The following is a 16,188-nucleotide window of genomic DNA, read 5'->3' as shown; positions in this document are numbered from 1 at the left end:
TGCCAGCACCAAACTAACCGTAACTTTCACAAGATGTAGGGAGCGCAGTAATCATTCTAATCCAAAGCGTGCGACTGCTGACCAAGATGATAAGTATGGGCACCAACCTCATAAAACAAACGCTTCAATTCCCGAAACGAAATATCTCTAAGCACTGTCGTTGGAATCGATAGGCTTTCTCTTCGACCCGATAGCCATTCTGCTAACTCAGCGCCAACCACTGTTCCCGGCCCAATACCTCGACCACTGTAACCAGCCACACTAAACAAGCCTTTTTGTAACTGCTGACAATGAGGCAAATGATCTTCACTGTAGGCAATTTTACCCGTCCAGCAATAATCCCATTCCACCTTACTTAAAATCGGGAATAATTCGGTGACGCGCTGAGTTGCCCAGTTAGACAACACGCTACCCTCGCCTCCCATGCCACCAAATACTAAGCGGCCTTGTTTATCTAAGCGAAAGGAACTCATCACGGTACAAGTATCCCAAACGCCTTCTTTGTTTGGTAAGACACTGGCTAATTGCGTATCACTTAACGGCTTGGTCGCCAATTGTGAATAAAAGATGGGCACAAACTTACGTGCTTGTTCTTTTACACCAAATTCACTGTACGCGTTGGTCGCCAAAATGACTTTTTCAGCATGTACCTGACCCTTTTCTGTATGCAAAACCCAGCCATTTTCGGCAGGTTCTATTTTGCTTACTGGAGACTGATCAAAAAGCTTAGCACCTTCTTTTAGCGCTGCATGAGCCAATCCACGGGCATAAGCCAAAGGCTGAATAGTGCCGGCTCTTGGATCAAACAACGCAGAGTTAAATTTACTGGAACCAATTCGAGCTTGTGCTTCTGCCGCATCAAGCAACTGAACTGGCGCACCGCGTTTCTTCATTTGCTCATAACGGCGCTGTAATTGAGCCAAACCCGTTTTACCCACACCTGCGTGTAAGGTCCCATTACGAACTGGCTCGCACTGAATATCGTATTCTTGAATCAAGCCATATACGAAATCTGGTGCTGCCGCCAAAGCCTTATACATGACACTGCCCGCTTCAGCCCCGATGGTTTTATCCAGCTGATCCGGTTCCAGCCAAACACCTGCATTCGCCAAACCAACATTACGCCCTGATCCACCAAAGCCAACTTCTTGCGCTTCAACTACGGCAACAGAAATACCAAATTTAGCTAGATGCAACGCTGCAGAAAGGCCTGTAAAACCCGCGCCAACGATAACAACTTCAACATCAACACGCCCTTCTAAAGGCGCTAATACTGGCGCATCAGGAGAACTTGCACGCCATAAAGAATTGCAGATTTTATCAGACATAAGACAGCCTCATCAGGACACTGGTCAAAACCTATAATCAAAACTAAACAGGCGAGAAAATCTCGCCTGTTACTTCTTAATTAAACGCGTTTGCTTTATAAAGCGAGCGCTTGAGTGCGGTTACTCAAATACGATACCTTGTGCTAGCGGCAAATCACCACCGTAGTTCACCGTATTTGTAGTACGACGCATGTAGTTTCTCCACGCATCAGAACCAGACTCACGACCGCCACCCGTTTCTTTCTCGCCACCAAACGCGCCGCCAATCTCAGCACCAGACGTACCAATATTAACGTTGGCAATACCACAGTCAGAACCTGCTGGAGACATAAACATCTCGGCTTCACGCATGCTTTCTGTGAAAACAGCAGAAGACAAACCTTGTGGCACTTCGTTTTGAATTTCAATCGCTTCTTCAAACGTTTTGTAAGTCAAAACATACATGATAGGCGCAAAAGTTTCTTCATGAACGATTGGCGCATCGTGAGCAATACGAACAATCGCAGGACGAACGTAGAAACCACCAGCTGGAACGCCTTCAGTGACACGTTCGCCACCGCAGATAATTTCGCCACCTTGTTTTTTCGCAGTATCTAGAGCCGCTTGCATACGGTTGAAGCTGCCTTCGTCGATTAGTGGACCAACCAAATTACCTTCAACGATTGGGCTACCAACGCGAAGCGAACCGTAAGATTTCGCTAAACGCTCAACCAAACCATCAACAATAGATTCATGAGTAATCAAACGACGTAATGTTGTACAACGCTGACCCGCCGTACCTGCCGCAGAGAAAACAATGGCACGTAGTGCAAGGTCCAAATCCGCCGTGTCAGAGACAATCATCGCGTTATTACCGCCAAGCTCTAACAAAGAACGACCTAAACGACCTGCAACTGTTTTCGCAACAGCACGACCCATTACAGTAGAACCTGTTGCAGAAACAAGTGGGAAAGTCTCGCTTGCCGCAATCGCTTCACCAAGATCGCGGTCACCAATCATTACAGACACAGCTGCTTTAGGAATATCAGGCATATCGGCAATAACGTTTTGTGCGATTTGGTACATAGCCAAGGCACACAACGGCGCTTTTTCAGAAGGTTTTAGTAGGATTGGATCACCACAAACAAGACCCAGCATGGCATTCCAAGCCCAAACCGCCATAGGAAAGTTAAATGCTGTAATGACAGCAACAGGACCCAGTGGATGCCATTGCTCCATCATACGATGTCCAGGACGCTCAGACACGATAGACAAACCATGCAACATACGAGATTGACCTACCGCGAAATCACATACGTCGATCCATTCTTGTACTTCACCCAAAGCTTCAGGAACAATTTTACCGGCTTCCAAAGAAATCACTTGCGCCAACTCATTTTTGTACTTGCGCGCTTCATCACCAATACGACGAACCAATTCACCGCGACGTGGCGCAGGAATAGTACGCAATACTTTAAATGCATCTTTTAGTTCGGCATTTACTTTGTCTAGCTGCGCAGGTGTCGCATTGTTAAACGTAGACAGTGTCGCACCATCAATTGGGCTGTGAGCTGAAAACGTACTGCCTTCGCCCAAAGCAACTGTGTTGCCTGTTAATACGCTGTAAAACGTATCGCCTTGTTTCAGGGTATTTATACCCAATGTTTCTAAGCAAGTAAGTGACATATGAACCTCTAAGATTTATGTATGTATAAATTTAACTTCCATCACCATAACTAGCTCAGACTAGAATGAGAAATACCGTTTTCCTGCTAGTGGTCTAGTTTTTACCTATAGCTAGATAATCCACCTATAGGTATATTAGAAAGGAACATAAAATCAATCTTCACAAAAGCCGACTTATAGAAAGAGCATACAGATGGACATCCGATCATTACGTTACTTTATTGCCGTTTACGAAGAACGCAGTCTAAGCGCTGCTGCAAAACGTTGCTTTGTGGCGCAACCTTCCATATCGACAACAGTCGCGCAATTAGAAGATGACCTAGGCACAAAACTCTTTGTTCGCCATTCAAAAGGCGTATCACCAACTGATAGCGGTTCACAACTTTATCCCCATGCTTGCAAAATGGTCAGTGACCTTAGCGCGATGCGCAGCTTATTTACCGACACACCCGCACCGCTTGCTCTATCTATCTCATTAACGCCCTTTTTGTCTGGCGCGTTAATCAGTCAAGTGATCAAAACCATGCTCGATGAAGTTCATGGGCTTACTTTAAAACTCGTCGATGAATCAGAAAGTGCCGATTTGCGTTTTACTTGTCATCGTTACACCGGTGAAGAAGACGTGTTTTATCCCCTTTGGGAAGATGACTATGTGATCGCCATGCCATTAGATCATTGGTTGGCAGATTTTCCTTCGTTATCAATTAAACAAATTGACAAGCAACCCTTTATTTCCCGAACGCCATGCGACATTTTGGAATCTTGGAACTACTTAATGCAAAAACAAGAACTCACCACAGACGTTCGCGCTCAAGTAAAAACTGAAGAGTACGCATTAGATTTGGTTGCTGCTGGATTAGGGATTTCACTTATTCCAGAACACTCCTCACGAGGCCGAAACGACCTGTGTTTGCGGCCATTGAACGATGTGAAATTAAAACGCGTGGTGGGTTTGGCTCATAAGAAAGAACGTAGCTTTCCAGCTCATCTAATCAATACCATTCTAACTGCCAAGCAACAATTGCTGGTCAATAAGAATCCGCCAGAAATGAGACTCGCATAACTTTTATGCATCACAACGTGCATTTTTACCTTTTGCGTTTCGACTAATTACTGCACTAAAGTAACTCAATCGACCTAACACACTGCAGGAAACCTTATGACACCAAATGATTTTTTCGCATCCTTGTGGGATCACTACACAGTCATCACACCACAGGCCCAGCGCATTCAACAATTATTTAAGAGCCATGGCGAAAATGTACTTAATGATCATGTGGCCTTTCGTACCTTTAATAACTCGCCTATTTCGTTAGAAAAACTGGAACCTCAACTAGAAGCTATTGGTTATAAAGCCTATGGTGCATTCCGTTTTGAAAGCAAACACCTTAAAGCTCGCTGCTACAAACACCAAACAGATGTAGATTCACCAAAGATCTTTTTGTCTGAGCTTTTGGTAGAAGAACTGCCTGCGAACTGCCAGGACATCATCGGCAAGTTCATTACGCAAATTCCAGCTGATGCTGTGCAAACACCAGCTATTTTTTGGGCAGGTAAATTATGGGAAACACCAACGGAAGCTGAATATCTTGCTTTAGCAGAGCACAGCGAATATGCCGCTTGGTTATCGACTATGGGACTACAAGCTAACCACTTCACGGTCAGCATCAATCACTTGAAGAAATTCCCAACCATTGAAGAAGTGAACACAATGCTGCAAAACGAAGGTTACGCATTAAACCTTGTTGGTGGTTTAGTAAAAGGTTCGCCTGAGTCTTTCTTGGAGCAGTCTTCCACTATGGCCGACAAAGTCGACTTCACCTTTGCCGATGGTAAACAAAAAACCATTCCAAGCTGCTTTTATGAATTTGCTCGTCGCCACACCATGCCAGACGGTGTGCTGTTCGATAGTTTCATCGAAGGCAACGCAGATAAGATCTTTGATTCAACCAGCGCTAAATGAAGAGTAAATAAATAGAAATAATAGAACGAGCCCAAGTGGCTCGTTTTTTTTCGGACTAATCTGGTCTTCCGAGCATCATATATTTGTCACCTAGCGCTTGTAGTATGTACCGATTCGGCTGGCCGTGTATAATGCTGGCAGTTTAAATATGGGCCTTACGATTATGATGAACCAACTTATTGAATTTTCTATCAACCACTGGGAAATGGTCGCTGTATTTTTAGCGATTCTTGCCACACTACTTTTCGTTGAAAGCAAAGGCGGCGCACAAGGGCTTACACCTTCAGCTGCGACTAACCTAATGAACAGCGAAGATGCGGTTGTTGTCGATATCCGTCCAGAGAAAGAATTCAGCACGGGCCACATTACAGGCGCGCTGAATATTCCTGCGACTAAGATGAAAGACAGCATGAACCGCCTTGAGAAACACAAAGACGCCCCAATTATCATAGTTTGCAAATCTGGTGTAACGTCTGGCGCAAGCGCGAAAGACCTTAAAAAAGCTGGCTTTGGTAAAGTTTACAAACTTCAAGGTGGCATTGCAGAATGGCAATCATCTAACCTGCCACTGGTTAAAGGATAAGAGAAAAATTATGGCTACTGTCACTATCTATTCGAGCGATTACTGTCCGTTTTGCGTTAGAGCAAAACAATTGTTAACGGCAAAAAATGTTGCCTTTAATGAAATCCGTGTAGACGGAGAACGTGAATTACGACAAGAAATGATGGAGAAAAGTGGCCGCCACACCGTTCCACAAATTTGGATTGGTGAACAACATGTTGGTGGATGCGACGATCTTTACGCCCTTGAACGCGAACAAAAATTGGATGCCTTACTTGCATAAAGATCGGCACCCAATAACCGCACGGCATAAATGAGCGATGCATTCATCACTTTTATAAATTATTAAAAAAAGGAACCAAGATGTCCGATACAGCTGAAACACCAGAAGCACAAGCACAAGAAGCGCAGACACCACAACTTTCCATGCAACGTGTATTTTTGAAAGATATTTCTTTTGAATCGCCACGTTCACCAATGATTTTCCAAGAAGAATGGAAACCAGAAGTTGGCTTAGAGCTAAATACTAAGAGCCGCCAAGTGGGTGAAAACGTATACGAAGTTGTTTTGGAAATAACCGTAACGGTTAAGAACAATGGCAATACAGGCTATTTAGTTCAAGTTCAACAAGGCGGTTTGTTTGTTATTTCTGGTCTTGATGACCAACAACTACACCATGCTTTGGGTGCGTTCTGCCCTGCAACAATCTTCCCTTACGCTCGTGAAAACATCGATGCGATTGTAGTAAAAGGCAGCTTCCCAGCGATTATGCTTGCTCCAATCAATTTTGATGCGCTTTATATTGAAAGCCTACAAAAACAACAAGCTGAAACGACTCAGTAATCATTGTTGAATGATAAAAGCAACGAAGAGTAACGAAAAAAGGAAGCTGCGCGCTTCCTTTTTTATTGCATAATGGTAGCGTTCAACTTTTAGTATTGGAAGCTGTGATGAAAAAGAAAAAAAAACCATGTCCAAATTGCCTTAGAGCCCGCTGGTTAATACTCTATCTTGGCTGTTTTGCTCTATTCGCGATACTCTTTGCTAATCAGTTTTTAGAAAAAGGAATGTAAAGTGAAGTGGGCATTTCTTTTGATGAGTATCTATTTGTTAGCTGGCTGCGCAACCTATAAACAAGATATAGATGCAGGCTTAAGCTTAGCAAAAGAAGGCGAATGGAAAAAAGCCGAAGATAAACTCGAAGACGTTTTGGACAGCTCGCAAGACAAACTACTTTATTATATGGAAATCGGCGCTCTCGCCCAGAACCAAGGTGATTTTGAGCGCAGTAACGAATTGCTAGAACAAGCTGAAAGATTAAGCGATACCTTCTTGCCCGAAAACTTTTCTAATCGCTCTTGGGCATTGCTAAGCAACCCAAGACAAAGCGACTACCGCGGTAACGGCATAGAACGCGTTTACATCAGCTATCTCAAATCAATGAACTACATCGCCCTCGCAGAAAAAGAAAACAATACTATTAAAAAGCGCGAGCTTAACGATGCGGCTTTAGTTGAAATGCGGCGTATTGACATCAAACTCAATGAAATCCGAGCGCAAACGCCTAGTTACCAAGATCTTAATGCCAAAGAAAACCAAGCCTTTTATATGAAAGCACTAAGCTGGTTAGGCGATTTTTATAGCGGTGGGCGAGATACTGACAAGTTCCTCTATCGCGATGATGCATGGGCACGCTACATGGAAGGGCTGCAATACGAGATGAATGGCGAAATAGATGATGCTCGTATCAGCTATGAAAAAGCGGCCAACTTGTATGAAGACGGTTATGCCAAACAATATGATTTATCGAGTACGACGGCGGATCGTGCTTGGTTAGATGCTATTCGCATGATGCAAAAAGGCGGTTTTAGCCAGAGCGAGATAGAAGAAAAGATCAAAGCAAAACTGTCTCCAGCTATGCAAGAAACACTCAAGCAATATCACAAAGGCGATGCGGAATTAGTCGTTTTAGAACATCAGGGCTTCATTCCTGACAAAAAAGAAATGACAGTATTGTTATACGCAGACCCTCGCGCTTATTCCTTGGTATTACAGCCTCTTCATGGCGGCGGCAACGCAGAAGAAAACGATGCATTTCGTTGGTTTACCATGACTTATGCTGATATCAACCCACTCAACCTAATTGCCAATTATAAAGCAGGTGGCGCATGGGGAACCTTCTCAGGCATTTTCACCAAACGAGTCATTCTTGGTAAAGCAGCTTGGAAACAACTTAGCGACGTCAAAATCGACAAATTGCTAACTGAACAAAGCATCCGCGTTACTGTACCTTATTATGGCCGCTTCACATTAGATCAACATCAGCCAACATTGCTGATTAATAGTCCGGCAATCACTCCTTTTAATAACAGTTTACGCATGACATCTCTTGCTGATATCGCTTTTCAGGAACAACTGGCGCAAGCACAACGAGACATTTATGAAGGCTTGGTAAGAGAACTTTTGCGCAGCTGGTTGTCGTATCAGGTTTCGTCAAATGTGCAGGATCAAAATGTCTCTTTGCTGTTAAACCTAATTGGACAAGTCGCAGTCTTTGCCTCATCCGCGGCAGATACACGTAACTGGCTGACTCTACCAGCACAAGTCAGACTAACCCGTGAACCATTAGCTCCTGGCGAATACTCGCCAGATTACAGGGTGAATAACAAAACTTTCTCGCTCGGCAAGGTCAACTTAGAAGCCAATAAAATTAAACTTTGGAATCTACGCAACCCCTATTAAATTGATTACACTAACGGCTTAGCATCAAGCTAAAACGGACATAAGGAAAATATTATGCACATCGGCAAACTTAAACAGTCTAATTTGATCTCTGTATCGTGGAAGGGAATTATTGCTCTATCCATGGCTGTGTTATTAACTGCTTGTTCTGGCAGCGTAAAGCGCCTAGACACGAATGAAGACGTTATGCTGTCTGACCGTTGGAATGACACTGACTCACGCCTAGTGGCTGAAGAAATGATGGGCGACATGCTAACCTTCCCATGGTTCCGTGATTACAACTTCAGCAAGAAAGGTAATCCAACTGTTATCGTACAGAGTATCCGTAACAAAACATCTGAGCATATTCCTGTTGACACCTTCATTAACGACATCAAACGCAGCTTATTACGTGCCGGTAAAGTCGATTTTGTTGTTTCTGGTGCAGAACGTGATGACGTCCGTACTGAACGAGAAGAGCAAGAGCTTAATGCTGCACCAGATACGGTTGCTAAATTTGGTCTAGAGCAAGGCGCTGGTTTCGCTCTATCTGGCACTATTAACTCAATCGTTGACTCCAATGGCGACCAACGCGTGAGCTTCTACCAAGTCGACCTTAAATTGATTGATATGACGACCAACCGTGAAGTTTGGAACGGTCAGAAGAAAATCAAAAAATTGGCTGACAAAGGCTTTTTCTAACCATGAAACTCTATGCTGTGCCTACACCGCTCAACTGGGTAATGATAACGGCTATATTGCTCAGCTTAACTGGGTGCTTTGGCTCTAATACTAAGTCTGGCCAATCGACGGTGGGTCAATCAATGGAAGGGATGCCCGACTGGGTATCCTCTCCGCCGCAGGACAGCACACATTTGTATGGTGTTGGTAGCGCACCTCGCATTGAAAACATTGCCTTGGCGTTCACTCAAGCCGAACAAAACGGCAATGTTCAAATCGCGCAGCAACTTCGTACTCAGGTGAGTCAGGTAAATACACAAGACACCCAAGTTCGATCAGGACAAGGCACAGAGCAAGTTTCAAAGACACAAACCGCCTATACTCAAGTGACTACGTCACCCATAGAACTAGAACAAGCCATCAATGAGCGGCGTTTTGCTGACAAGAACTACGTTTATGCGCTGCAATCTATTGATCGTAGCCGCATTGTCGCGAAGCTAAAGATCGCCATTAACGACACCGACGACGCGATCCGCAAACGGGCCGCTTTATTGAGTAAGACTGAGTATCCTGCACCGCAAGATTGGCAAACTTACATGCAGCTCATCCCGTATTTTGCTCAACGCAAATCCTATGAAGATGAGCTCAGCCTTTATTCAACCGCACACACAGCAGCAGGCAAAGCGGATACAGACATTCAAGACATAGAGCAGCGCCTTAACCTAGCACTTAGCAACTATGGCTTTGATGTTTCCTCAACCAAGCAAGCGGACAGCTTAGCCAGTGCTCTTTCGCATTTTGGCCTGACACCTAAAAGTGACTCCCTGTTCAAACTTAATAGCCGAACAGCGCAACATCATGAAACCCAAGATGGACGCTTTTATGCATTTGAAGACGGTACACTGGAACTCATCGATCCAACAGGTTCACGCCTTGCCTCTTGGACAGTCAGCGCCAGAGGGATAGCAAAAACCCTGCAAAGCGCCCAAGAAAAAGCGACCATTAACTGGTCAAATCAAGCAATTGAAGCCATGTTCACTTGGTTAACACGCTTAGATTAAGACCTTTCAATAGCATTAAAGATACGCGCTAACCACTCTAAATTCTGTTAGACTGCGCTACATTGAGCCACTCGCTGTGAGTAGGTTTTACATATCATTAGGAACACCAGTGTCAAAATTTTTTTATCGTGGTAGACCCGATATCATGGGTAAGCATAATCTAGGCAATTATCAGCCTAAGCCTAAAGTGAAATCTGGAAGCGAAGAAAATCCACTCATTTTGCAAGTACAAACGCCAGAGCGTGAGAGTGAAATAAGCGCCATATTGATCGCTAACGATTTATTCGGAACCATTAGCATTAACAGTGAGATGCCTGAGGATATTACGCCTCTGGACATTCCTGTTACTCAAATTGTTGAAAAAACACCGCAACGTAACGACCCTTGTTCATGTGGAAGTAATAAAAAATACAAAAAATGCTGCGGCTAAAATACTAAGCTCATTAGCATCACTAGGTTCTAACAAGCGAAAATAGCGGTAATCTAATTAGATTACCGCTATTTTTTCATCACAAACTAGCCGTTATCCGTTAAGCAAGATCTTCATAAGGCAAACCGACATATTGCATGGCAATAATACGGCGCCCTTCTTCATTGTCCGTGTAAAAACTCAGTTCAGAACTCATGAATTTGTCATGCGTTGCAGCGTCAGTGTCATGCACATCACCCTGTCCAAAGTCATGCAACATGCTGGTCATCCACCATGAAAAACGTTCTCCGTGCCAAACACGACGCAAACAAATATCTGAATACTGAGCAATACAGTCTTTGTCGCCTTCTTTGTAGACCCGCGTCAGCACCTTATACAAGGTAGCTACATCAGAAGCCGCTAAATTTAAACCTTTCGCGCCTGTTGGTGGCACGATATGCGCCGCATCACCAACCAAAAATAAATTACCGTATTGCATCGGCTCACAAACAAAGGAACGCAACGGCGCAATACTCTTTTCAATACTTGGCCCAGTCACTAATTTCGCAGCGACATCGTCTGGCAGACGGCGTTTTAATTCTGTCCAAAAATCATCATCGCTCCAGTCTTCTACCTTGTCAGTCAGAGGAACCTGAAGGTAATAACGAGAGCGAGTCGCAGAACGCATGCTGGTCATAGCAAAACCACGGTCAGTTTTACAGTAAATTAATTCGTCGTTAACTGGCGGAGTATCAGACAAAACACCTAGCCAACCGAACGGATAAACGCGCTCAAACTCTTTACGAGACGACTCTGGAATGCTTTGACGTGATACGCCATGGAAGCCATCACAACCCGCGATGTAGTCGCAATCCAATCTGTGCTGTTCACCATTCTGCTCAAAGGTGACATAAGGAGTATCGCTTTTCACATCATGCAGAACCACGTTACTGGATTCATAATACGTGGTTAAACCAGCACCAACGCGGGCTTCCATCAAATCACATGTCACTTCTGTTTGACCATACACCATCACCGTACTGCCGCCAGTGAGCTTTTCTAATTCAATCTTCACACGTTTGTTGTTAAACGCTAACTCAACGCCGTGATGCACTTGGCCTTCACGATCCATGCGCTCACCAACACCGGCTTCACGCAGCAAATCCGTCATACCTTGCTCAAGGACACCGGCGCGAATTCGACCAAGAATGTACTCACCAGACACTCGCTCAATGATGATATTGTCGATGCCTTGTTTTGCTAACAGTTGCCCCAGTAATAGACCCGATGGACCTGCACCAATAATCGCTACTTGTGTTTTCATGTTTCTCTCCAATTTATTGTTATTTTTTCGATGCTGATTCAGTGATCAACGTGCTAGTGACAACATAATGGAAGATAAACAAACGAGGCGTTAGGTGATTTATGATCAAAAAATTGTACTTTTTGATCATAATTGATTTTTAAAGTCGGCAACTAAAACTTGATTTAAAATGACTTTTTGGTTCTTTTCGCTTATAAAAACCTATAAAAATAGGTTTACTTGTACATTCTAGTTTTATAGAAAGTAACAACTAAAAAAGTACATTTTGTAACTTATAAAAAATAAGAAGAGCGACATGCAGAAACCTAATATCCCTCACTTTGGACTTTATGGCGAATCTAGCTGGATCAATGACCCAGAGTTTTTCCATATTGAAGACATAGAATCCCGCAGCGGCGGCTTGGGCTGGAAAATTAATCCGCATCGTCATGCGCAACTTTTTCAGATTCTAATTTTAAAATCTGGTGAGGCCAAAGTTCAGCTAGACGACCAACAACAAAAGCTACAAGGCGCGTGGGCGATCATTGTTCCTGCTGGTGTAGTGCATGGTTTTCGCTTCGCTCCGGATACCGATGGCCGAGTAATAAGCATTGCCGAACCCTTACTTGAAGATGCCTATCAAGAAAAAGCAGCAAAGTTTATCCAGCCGCTGCTAAGTCAGGCTTGTTACATAGATTTTAATGGCCATCGCAGTATGTTTTCGGAGCTTTGGCCGTTAATACAACAACTTGAAAGTGAGTCTTCATTAATACGCGAAGGTCGAGCTTTAATGAGCGAATACCTCATTAAAGCTATTTTGCTGCTGCTATACCGCCAACACATCAATGGTGAAACGAATATCGCCAGTAAAACCGAAAACAGTCACGCTCACCAACTTAAAGAATTAATAGAGAAACACTACCGGGAACATTGGAGTAGTCATCAATACGCTGATGCATTAGGCACATCCACCAGCCGTTTGAATCGGCTCAGTAAAACCACGTTTAACCAAAGCATATTGGATTTAATTCATGAACGAGTTTTGTTAGAAGCCAAGCGCAGTCTTATCTATACCGTGCGCTCCGTCGAGGAAATCAGCTACGACTTAGGCTTTAAAGATCCGGGGTATTTTTCACGCTTTTTCAAACGATCTACCGGCATACCGCCGGGGAAGTTTAGAGTCCTGAGTAATCAACCATCCATTTGATGAATTTATCTAACCTATTAGCTGAAAATTGATCGTTTGCTGAATGATTGGTCAGAACCTAGAATAACAAGGGTCAAATATGACTGAACTTTTTAGGAGAATCACTATGAAAAACGATCTTAAATATGATGCTTTCGGTAACCTTGATGCTGATTACTATGTAGAAAAAGCATACGAATTACGTCGTGCATACTACGCAGAATTGACTAAAAAAGCTGTTGCTAGTACTAAAGCATTCTTTGCAAAATTGACGGCGAACCGTCCATTGAAATCAGCTCAACCTCAGCACTAACATTTTCAGTACAAAGCTTTTACGTCACCTGTATTTGACTGATTTATTGCCGTTGTTGTCACTAAGAAATCGACAGCCGTTATAAAAGCAAATTAAGCATGACGATGAAGAACCCAATGTTCCCGATGATCGAAAGGCAAGAATAAAAAATCGATCCGGTAACGGGCTTCTCTTCACAAAGTCGCATCATAATGTCAACTTTTCTCTAGATAACTCTTCCCTTAGCAAAGCATTTTCATCTCACCCCAAGTCATCAAAGTGTCACAAATTTGACATAAAATATTGCTCTAGCCACTTTTTTAATCTAGACGTATTTGAGAGAAAATGAGCCAAATGGATAATAATGCTCTACTGGAAAAAATCCTTTCGAATGGATTAATCACGCCATACTTCCAACCTATTTACGATTTAAGTAATGGTGAAATATATGGGCATGAAGCCCTCTCTCGTGGCCCAATGAATTCGACACTTTTTTCTCCTGATCCGCTTTTCACTCTAGCGCAGCAATCAGGAAAGCTGCATAAATTAGAATTGCTTTGCCGAGAAAAAGCCCTATCTAAATTCGCCAAACTCGAATTAAAAGGTCGTTTATTTTTAAACGTTAGCGCTTCTTTATTAGGATCACCAGATCATCAATCCGGAATGACATTGGCCATTTTAAATGAGCTGGGATTGGATCAAAAAGACATCGTCATCGAACTTTCCGAACAACATCCGTACGACCATAATGGTTTGCCTCGTAGCAGTGTCGATCACTATCGTAAAATGGGCTTTCAAGTTGCCATCGATGATCTTGGCGTAGGTTATTCTGGCTTACAACTTTGGTCTGAATTACAGCCAGACATAGTCAAAGTCGACAAACACTTCATTAAAGGAATCGACAAAGACGAAATCAAGCGCGAATTTGTCCGCTCTATTCTTACTATCGCTCAGCGCCTGAATTGCATGCTCATTGCAGAAGGTATTGAAACACAGCAAGAACTCGATCAACTGATTGAGATTGGTGTCACCTTAGGACAAGGTTATTTTCTTGGCCGTCCTGTGGAAAACCCTGCTTTTTCGACTCATCCCTATTTAGTAAAACAAGCTCAGCGACGTTCGCAATTCCAAGTGGATCACGCAGAAACCGTACAAACACTGTGTCGTCCTACGCCAAGCTTGCAAGAAAGCAGCTTATTAGAAGACGCCTCTCAATGCTTTAAAAAGCAACCAGACTTAGTCGCTATTCCCGTACTAAACCACAACAACGAGCCTATCGGTGTGGTTCGCAGACATCAGCTGCATGAGCTTTTTTCTACACCTTATGGACGCGCTTTATACGAGCACAAACCGGTTACTAATTTACTTAGTAGTGATGTACTGATTGTTGAAAGCAACGTCAGTTTATCCAGTGTTTCCACCTTGATGACCAATCAAGAAGCCGACACGCTAAACAACGAGATCATTGTGGTCAGAGAAGGTAAGTTTATCGGCACAGGTCATCTTAGAGATCTATTAAAACGTATCACTGAGCTGAAAATTCAAAATGCCACCTACTCCAATCCACTAACCTTATTACCCGGTAATGTCCCAATTCATCGAGAAGTCAGCCGTCGTTTATTAGCTAATGAAAACTTCTACGTGGCGTATTTTGATCTGAATGACTTTAAACCATTTAATGACTTCTTCGGCTATTCAATCGGTGATGAAGTAATTCAACTGGTTGGTTCTTTAATCAAAAACCAAGTTAATCCCGATAATAATTTTATTGGTCATATTGGCGGCGATGATTTTGTGGTGATTTTTGGCGACCAAGATTGGCAGCGACAATGCAGTAACATCCTAGAAATTTTTGAACAACAAGTTCGCGGCTTTTATTCTGCAGACACCTTACAGGAAGGCGGTGTTTGGACCAAAAACCGCCAAGGCGACACCTTGTTTCACCCGATATTAAGCCTCGCTATTGGCGTCGTTCACCCCAATCCAAAACAATGTACCAATCATCACCAAGTGGCCGAACTCGCAGCTCAAGCAAAAAAATCTGCCAAGCAACAAGGCGGTAACCATATCTATCTACAACCTTATCTAAACACATACACACTTGAAACAATGAACTAAGGTTTATTGAACTGTCATAAAGTCCTCACAACAGTGTCACATAAGCACCTTATCTTTGAGACAGACCTTAGAGGAGGCGCTTATGCAGACCACATTTCGATCCGTATTTATTTCCGACGTACACCTAGGCACCAAAGCCTGCCAAGCGTTGCACTTATTGGATTTTTTGCAAAGCATCAAAACCGATACCTTGTATCTAGTCGGTGACATTATCGATCTTCAGGAAATGCGCCATAAAGCCTACTTTATTGATGCTCACCATCAAGTGGTCGAACGTATTCTCGACATGGCAAAATCCGGCACCAAGGTCATTTATATTCCCGGTAATCACGATGCCTTCTTTCGCCAGTTTGCAGGTCAAACGCTTTCTGGGATTGAGATTAAGCTCAACGCTCGTCACAAAACTGCCAACGGTCGTACTTTTTACATCAGCCACGGGGATGAGTTTGATCAAATGGTAAAAATCAGCCCACTCATGCTCGCCATTGGCGATAAAGCCCATGGTCTCATGTTGTCGCTGAATCAATGGATAAACGGCTTCAGACGCCTTATTGGTTTGCCCTATTGGTCACTGGCAGGCTATTTAAAAAGCCACATCAGCAAGGCAAAAGAGTTTATCGAACGCTTTGAAACCGCTGCACTAAAATCTGCCAAAAACCACAAAGTCGATGGCTACATTTGCGGCCACATTCACTTTGCTTCTTTCCGAATCAAAGACGACATTCTCTATTGTAACGATGGAGATTGGGTCGAACACTGCACGGCATTAACAGAATCCGCCGCAGGGGAAATGAGCCTGATACATTGGTCGGAAAACCCAAGAGTCTTGGCTACTGAACCAAAAGAAGAAGATTGGGGATTATCGCCGCTACCTTCTAGGAGTTAGAGGGACTGGACTA

Annotated in this window: 16 protein-coding genes; 13 read left to right on the top strand and 3 right to left on the bottom strand. The window is 43.5% G+C overall.

Going from position 1 to position 16,188, the window contains the following annotated elements:
• Window positions 1-56: 56 nt before the first annotated feature.
• Both CYL31_RS03595 and amaB read right to left on the bottom strand, forming a co-directional pair.
• Window positions 57-1,328: an NAD(P)/FAD-dependent oxidoreductase gene (locus CYL31_RS03595; RefSeq protein WP_212917615.1), complete on the bottom strand. Its 1,272-nt coding sequence runs from the start codon at window positions 1,326-1,328 to the stop codon at window positions 57-59.
• Between the two features lie 120 nt (window positions 1,329-1,448).
• Entirely contained in the window at window positions 1,449-2,993 is a 1,545-nt protein-coding gene (amaB, locus tag CYL31_RS03590; RefSeq protein ID WP_212917614.1) for an L-piperidine-6-carboxylate dehydrogenase, read from the bottom strand.
• Between the two features lie 193 nt (window positions 2,994-3,186).
• Here amaB and CYL31_RS03585 point away from each other — a divergent pair, with 193 nt between their 5' ends.
• The 9 genes from CYL31_RS03585 to CYL31_RS03545 all read left to right on the top strand — a co-directional run bounded on the left by CYL31_RS03585 (window position 3,187) and on the right by CYL31_RS03545 (window position 10,411).
• The gene (locus CYL31_RS03585) at window positions 3,187-4,056 is read left to right on the top strand and encodes a LysR family transcriptional regulator (RefSeq protein WP_212917613.1); all 870 of its coding nucleotides are present in this window, start codon (window positions 3,187-3,189) and stop codon (window positions 4,054-4,056) included.
• A 96-nt stretch (window positions 4,057-4,152) separates the two neighbouring features.
• Window positions 4,153-4,956 (top strand): DUF1338 domain-containing protein, encoded by an 804-nt coding sequence (locus CYL31_RS03580; RefSeq protein WP_212917612.1) that lies wholly within the window; start codon window positions 4,153-4,155, stop codon window positions 4,954-4,956.
• A gap of 148 nt (window positions 4,957-5,104) precedes the next feature.
• A complete protein-coding gene (locus CYL31_RS03575; protein WP_212917611.1) occupies window positions 5,105-5,539 on the top strand; it encodes a rhodanese-like domain-containing protein in 435 nt (144 codons plus the stop codon).
• A 10-nt stretch (window positions 5,540-5,549) separates the two neighbouring features.
• Window positions 5,550-5,801, top strand: coding sequence for a glutaredoxin 3 (grxC, locus tag CYL31_RS03570; protein WP_212917610.1), 252 nt, complete (start codon window positions 5,550-5,552; stop codon window positions 5,799-5,801).
• Window positions 5,802-5,881: 80 nt separating this feature from the next.
• Entirely contained in the window at window positions 5,882-6,361 is a 480-nt protein-coding gene (gene secB, locus CYL31_RS03565; protein ID WP_212917609.1) for a protein-export chaperone SecB, read from the top strand.
• 231 nt (window positions 6,362-6,592) lie between these two features.
• Complete coding sequence (locus tag CYL31_RS03560) at window positions 6,593-8,260, top strand: COG3014 family protein (RefSeq protein ID WP_212917608.1); 1,668 nt, start codon at window positions 6,593-6,595, stop codon at window positions 8,258-8,260.
• A gap of 54 nt (window positions 8,261-8,314) precedes the next feature.
• Window positions 8,315-8,941: a penicillin-binding protein activator LpoB gene (locus CYL31_RS03555; protein ID WP_212917607.1), complete on the top strand. Its 627-nt coding sequence runs from the start codon at window positions 8,315-8,317 to the stop codon at window positions 8,939-8,941.
• A 2-nt stretch (window positions 8,942-8,943) separates the two neighbouring features.
• Window positions 8,944-9,981: an LPP20 family lipoprotein gene (locus CYL31_RS03550; protein WP_212917606.1), complete on the top strand. Its 1,038-nt coding sequence runs from the start codon at window positions 8,944-8,946 to the stop codon at window positions 9,979-9,981.
• Between the two features lie 109 nt (window positions 9,982-10,090).
• Window positions 10,091-10,411 carry a PBPRA1643 family SWIM/SEC-C metal-binding motif protein gene (locus CYL31_RS03545; protein ID WP_212917605.1) on the top strand — a complete coding sequence of 107 codons (321 nt, stop codon included), beginning with the start codon at window positions 10,091-10,093 and terminating at the stop codon, window positions 10,409-10,411.
• 100 nt (window positions 10,412-10,511) lie between these two features.
• Here the strand turns inward: CYL31_RS03545 and pobA are convergent, their stop codons facing one another.
• Window positions 10,512-11,714 carry a 4-hydroxybenzoate 3-monooxygenase gene (pobA, locus tag CYL31_RS03540; protein ID WP_212917604.1) on the bottom strand — a complete coding sequence of 401 codons (1,203 nt, stop codon included), beginning with the start codon at window positions 11,712-11,714 and terminating at the stop codon, window positions 10,512-10,514.
• Between the two features lie 295 nt (window positions 11,715-12,009).
• Between pobA and CYL31_RS03535 the strand changes: the two genes are divergently transcribed.
• From CYL31_RS03535 to CYL31_RS03520, 4 genes are all read left to right on the top strand, one after another.
• Entirely contained in the window at window positions 12,010-12,900 is an 891-nt protein-coding gene (locus tag CYL31_RS03535) for a helix-turn-helix domain-containing protein (protein ID WP_212917603.1), read from the top strand.
• 106 nt (window positions 12,901-13,006) lie between these two features.
• Window positions 13,007-13,192, top strand: coding sequence for a hypothetical protein (locus CYL31_RS03530; protein WP_212917602.1), 186 nt, complete (start codon window positions 13,007-13,009; stop codon window positions 13,190-13,192).
• A gap of 324 nt (window positions 13,193-13,516) precedes the next feature.
• Window positions 13,517-15,289 (top strand): GGDEF domain-containing protein, encoded by a 1,773-nt coding sequence (locus tag CYL31_RS03525; RefSeq protein ID WP_212917601.1) that lies wholly within the window; start codon window positions 13,517-13,519, stop codon window positions 15,287-15,289.
• 82 nt (window positions 15,290-15,371) lie between these two features.
• Window positions 15,372-16,175, top strand: coding sequence for a UDP-2,3-diacylglucosamine diphosphatase (locus CYL31_RS03520; RefSeq protein WP_212917600.1), 804 nt, complete (start codon window positions 15,372-15,374; stop codon window positions 16,173-16,175).
• Window positions 16,176-16,188: the final 13 nt, after the last annotated feature.

The organism is Marinomonas sp. A3A, assembly GCF_018336955.1.
Taxonomy (GTDB): Bacteria; Pseudomonadota; Gammaproteobacteria; order Pseudomonadales; family Marinomonadaceae; genus Marinomonas; species Marinomonas lutimaris.
This window is presented reverse-complemented; position numbering and strand designations above follow the sequence as displayed.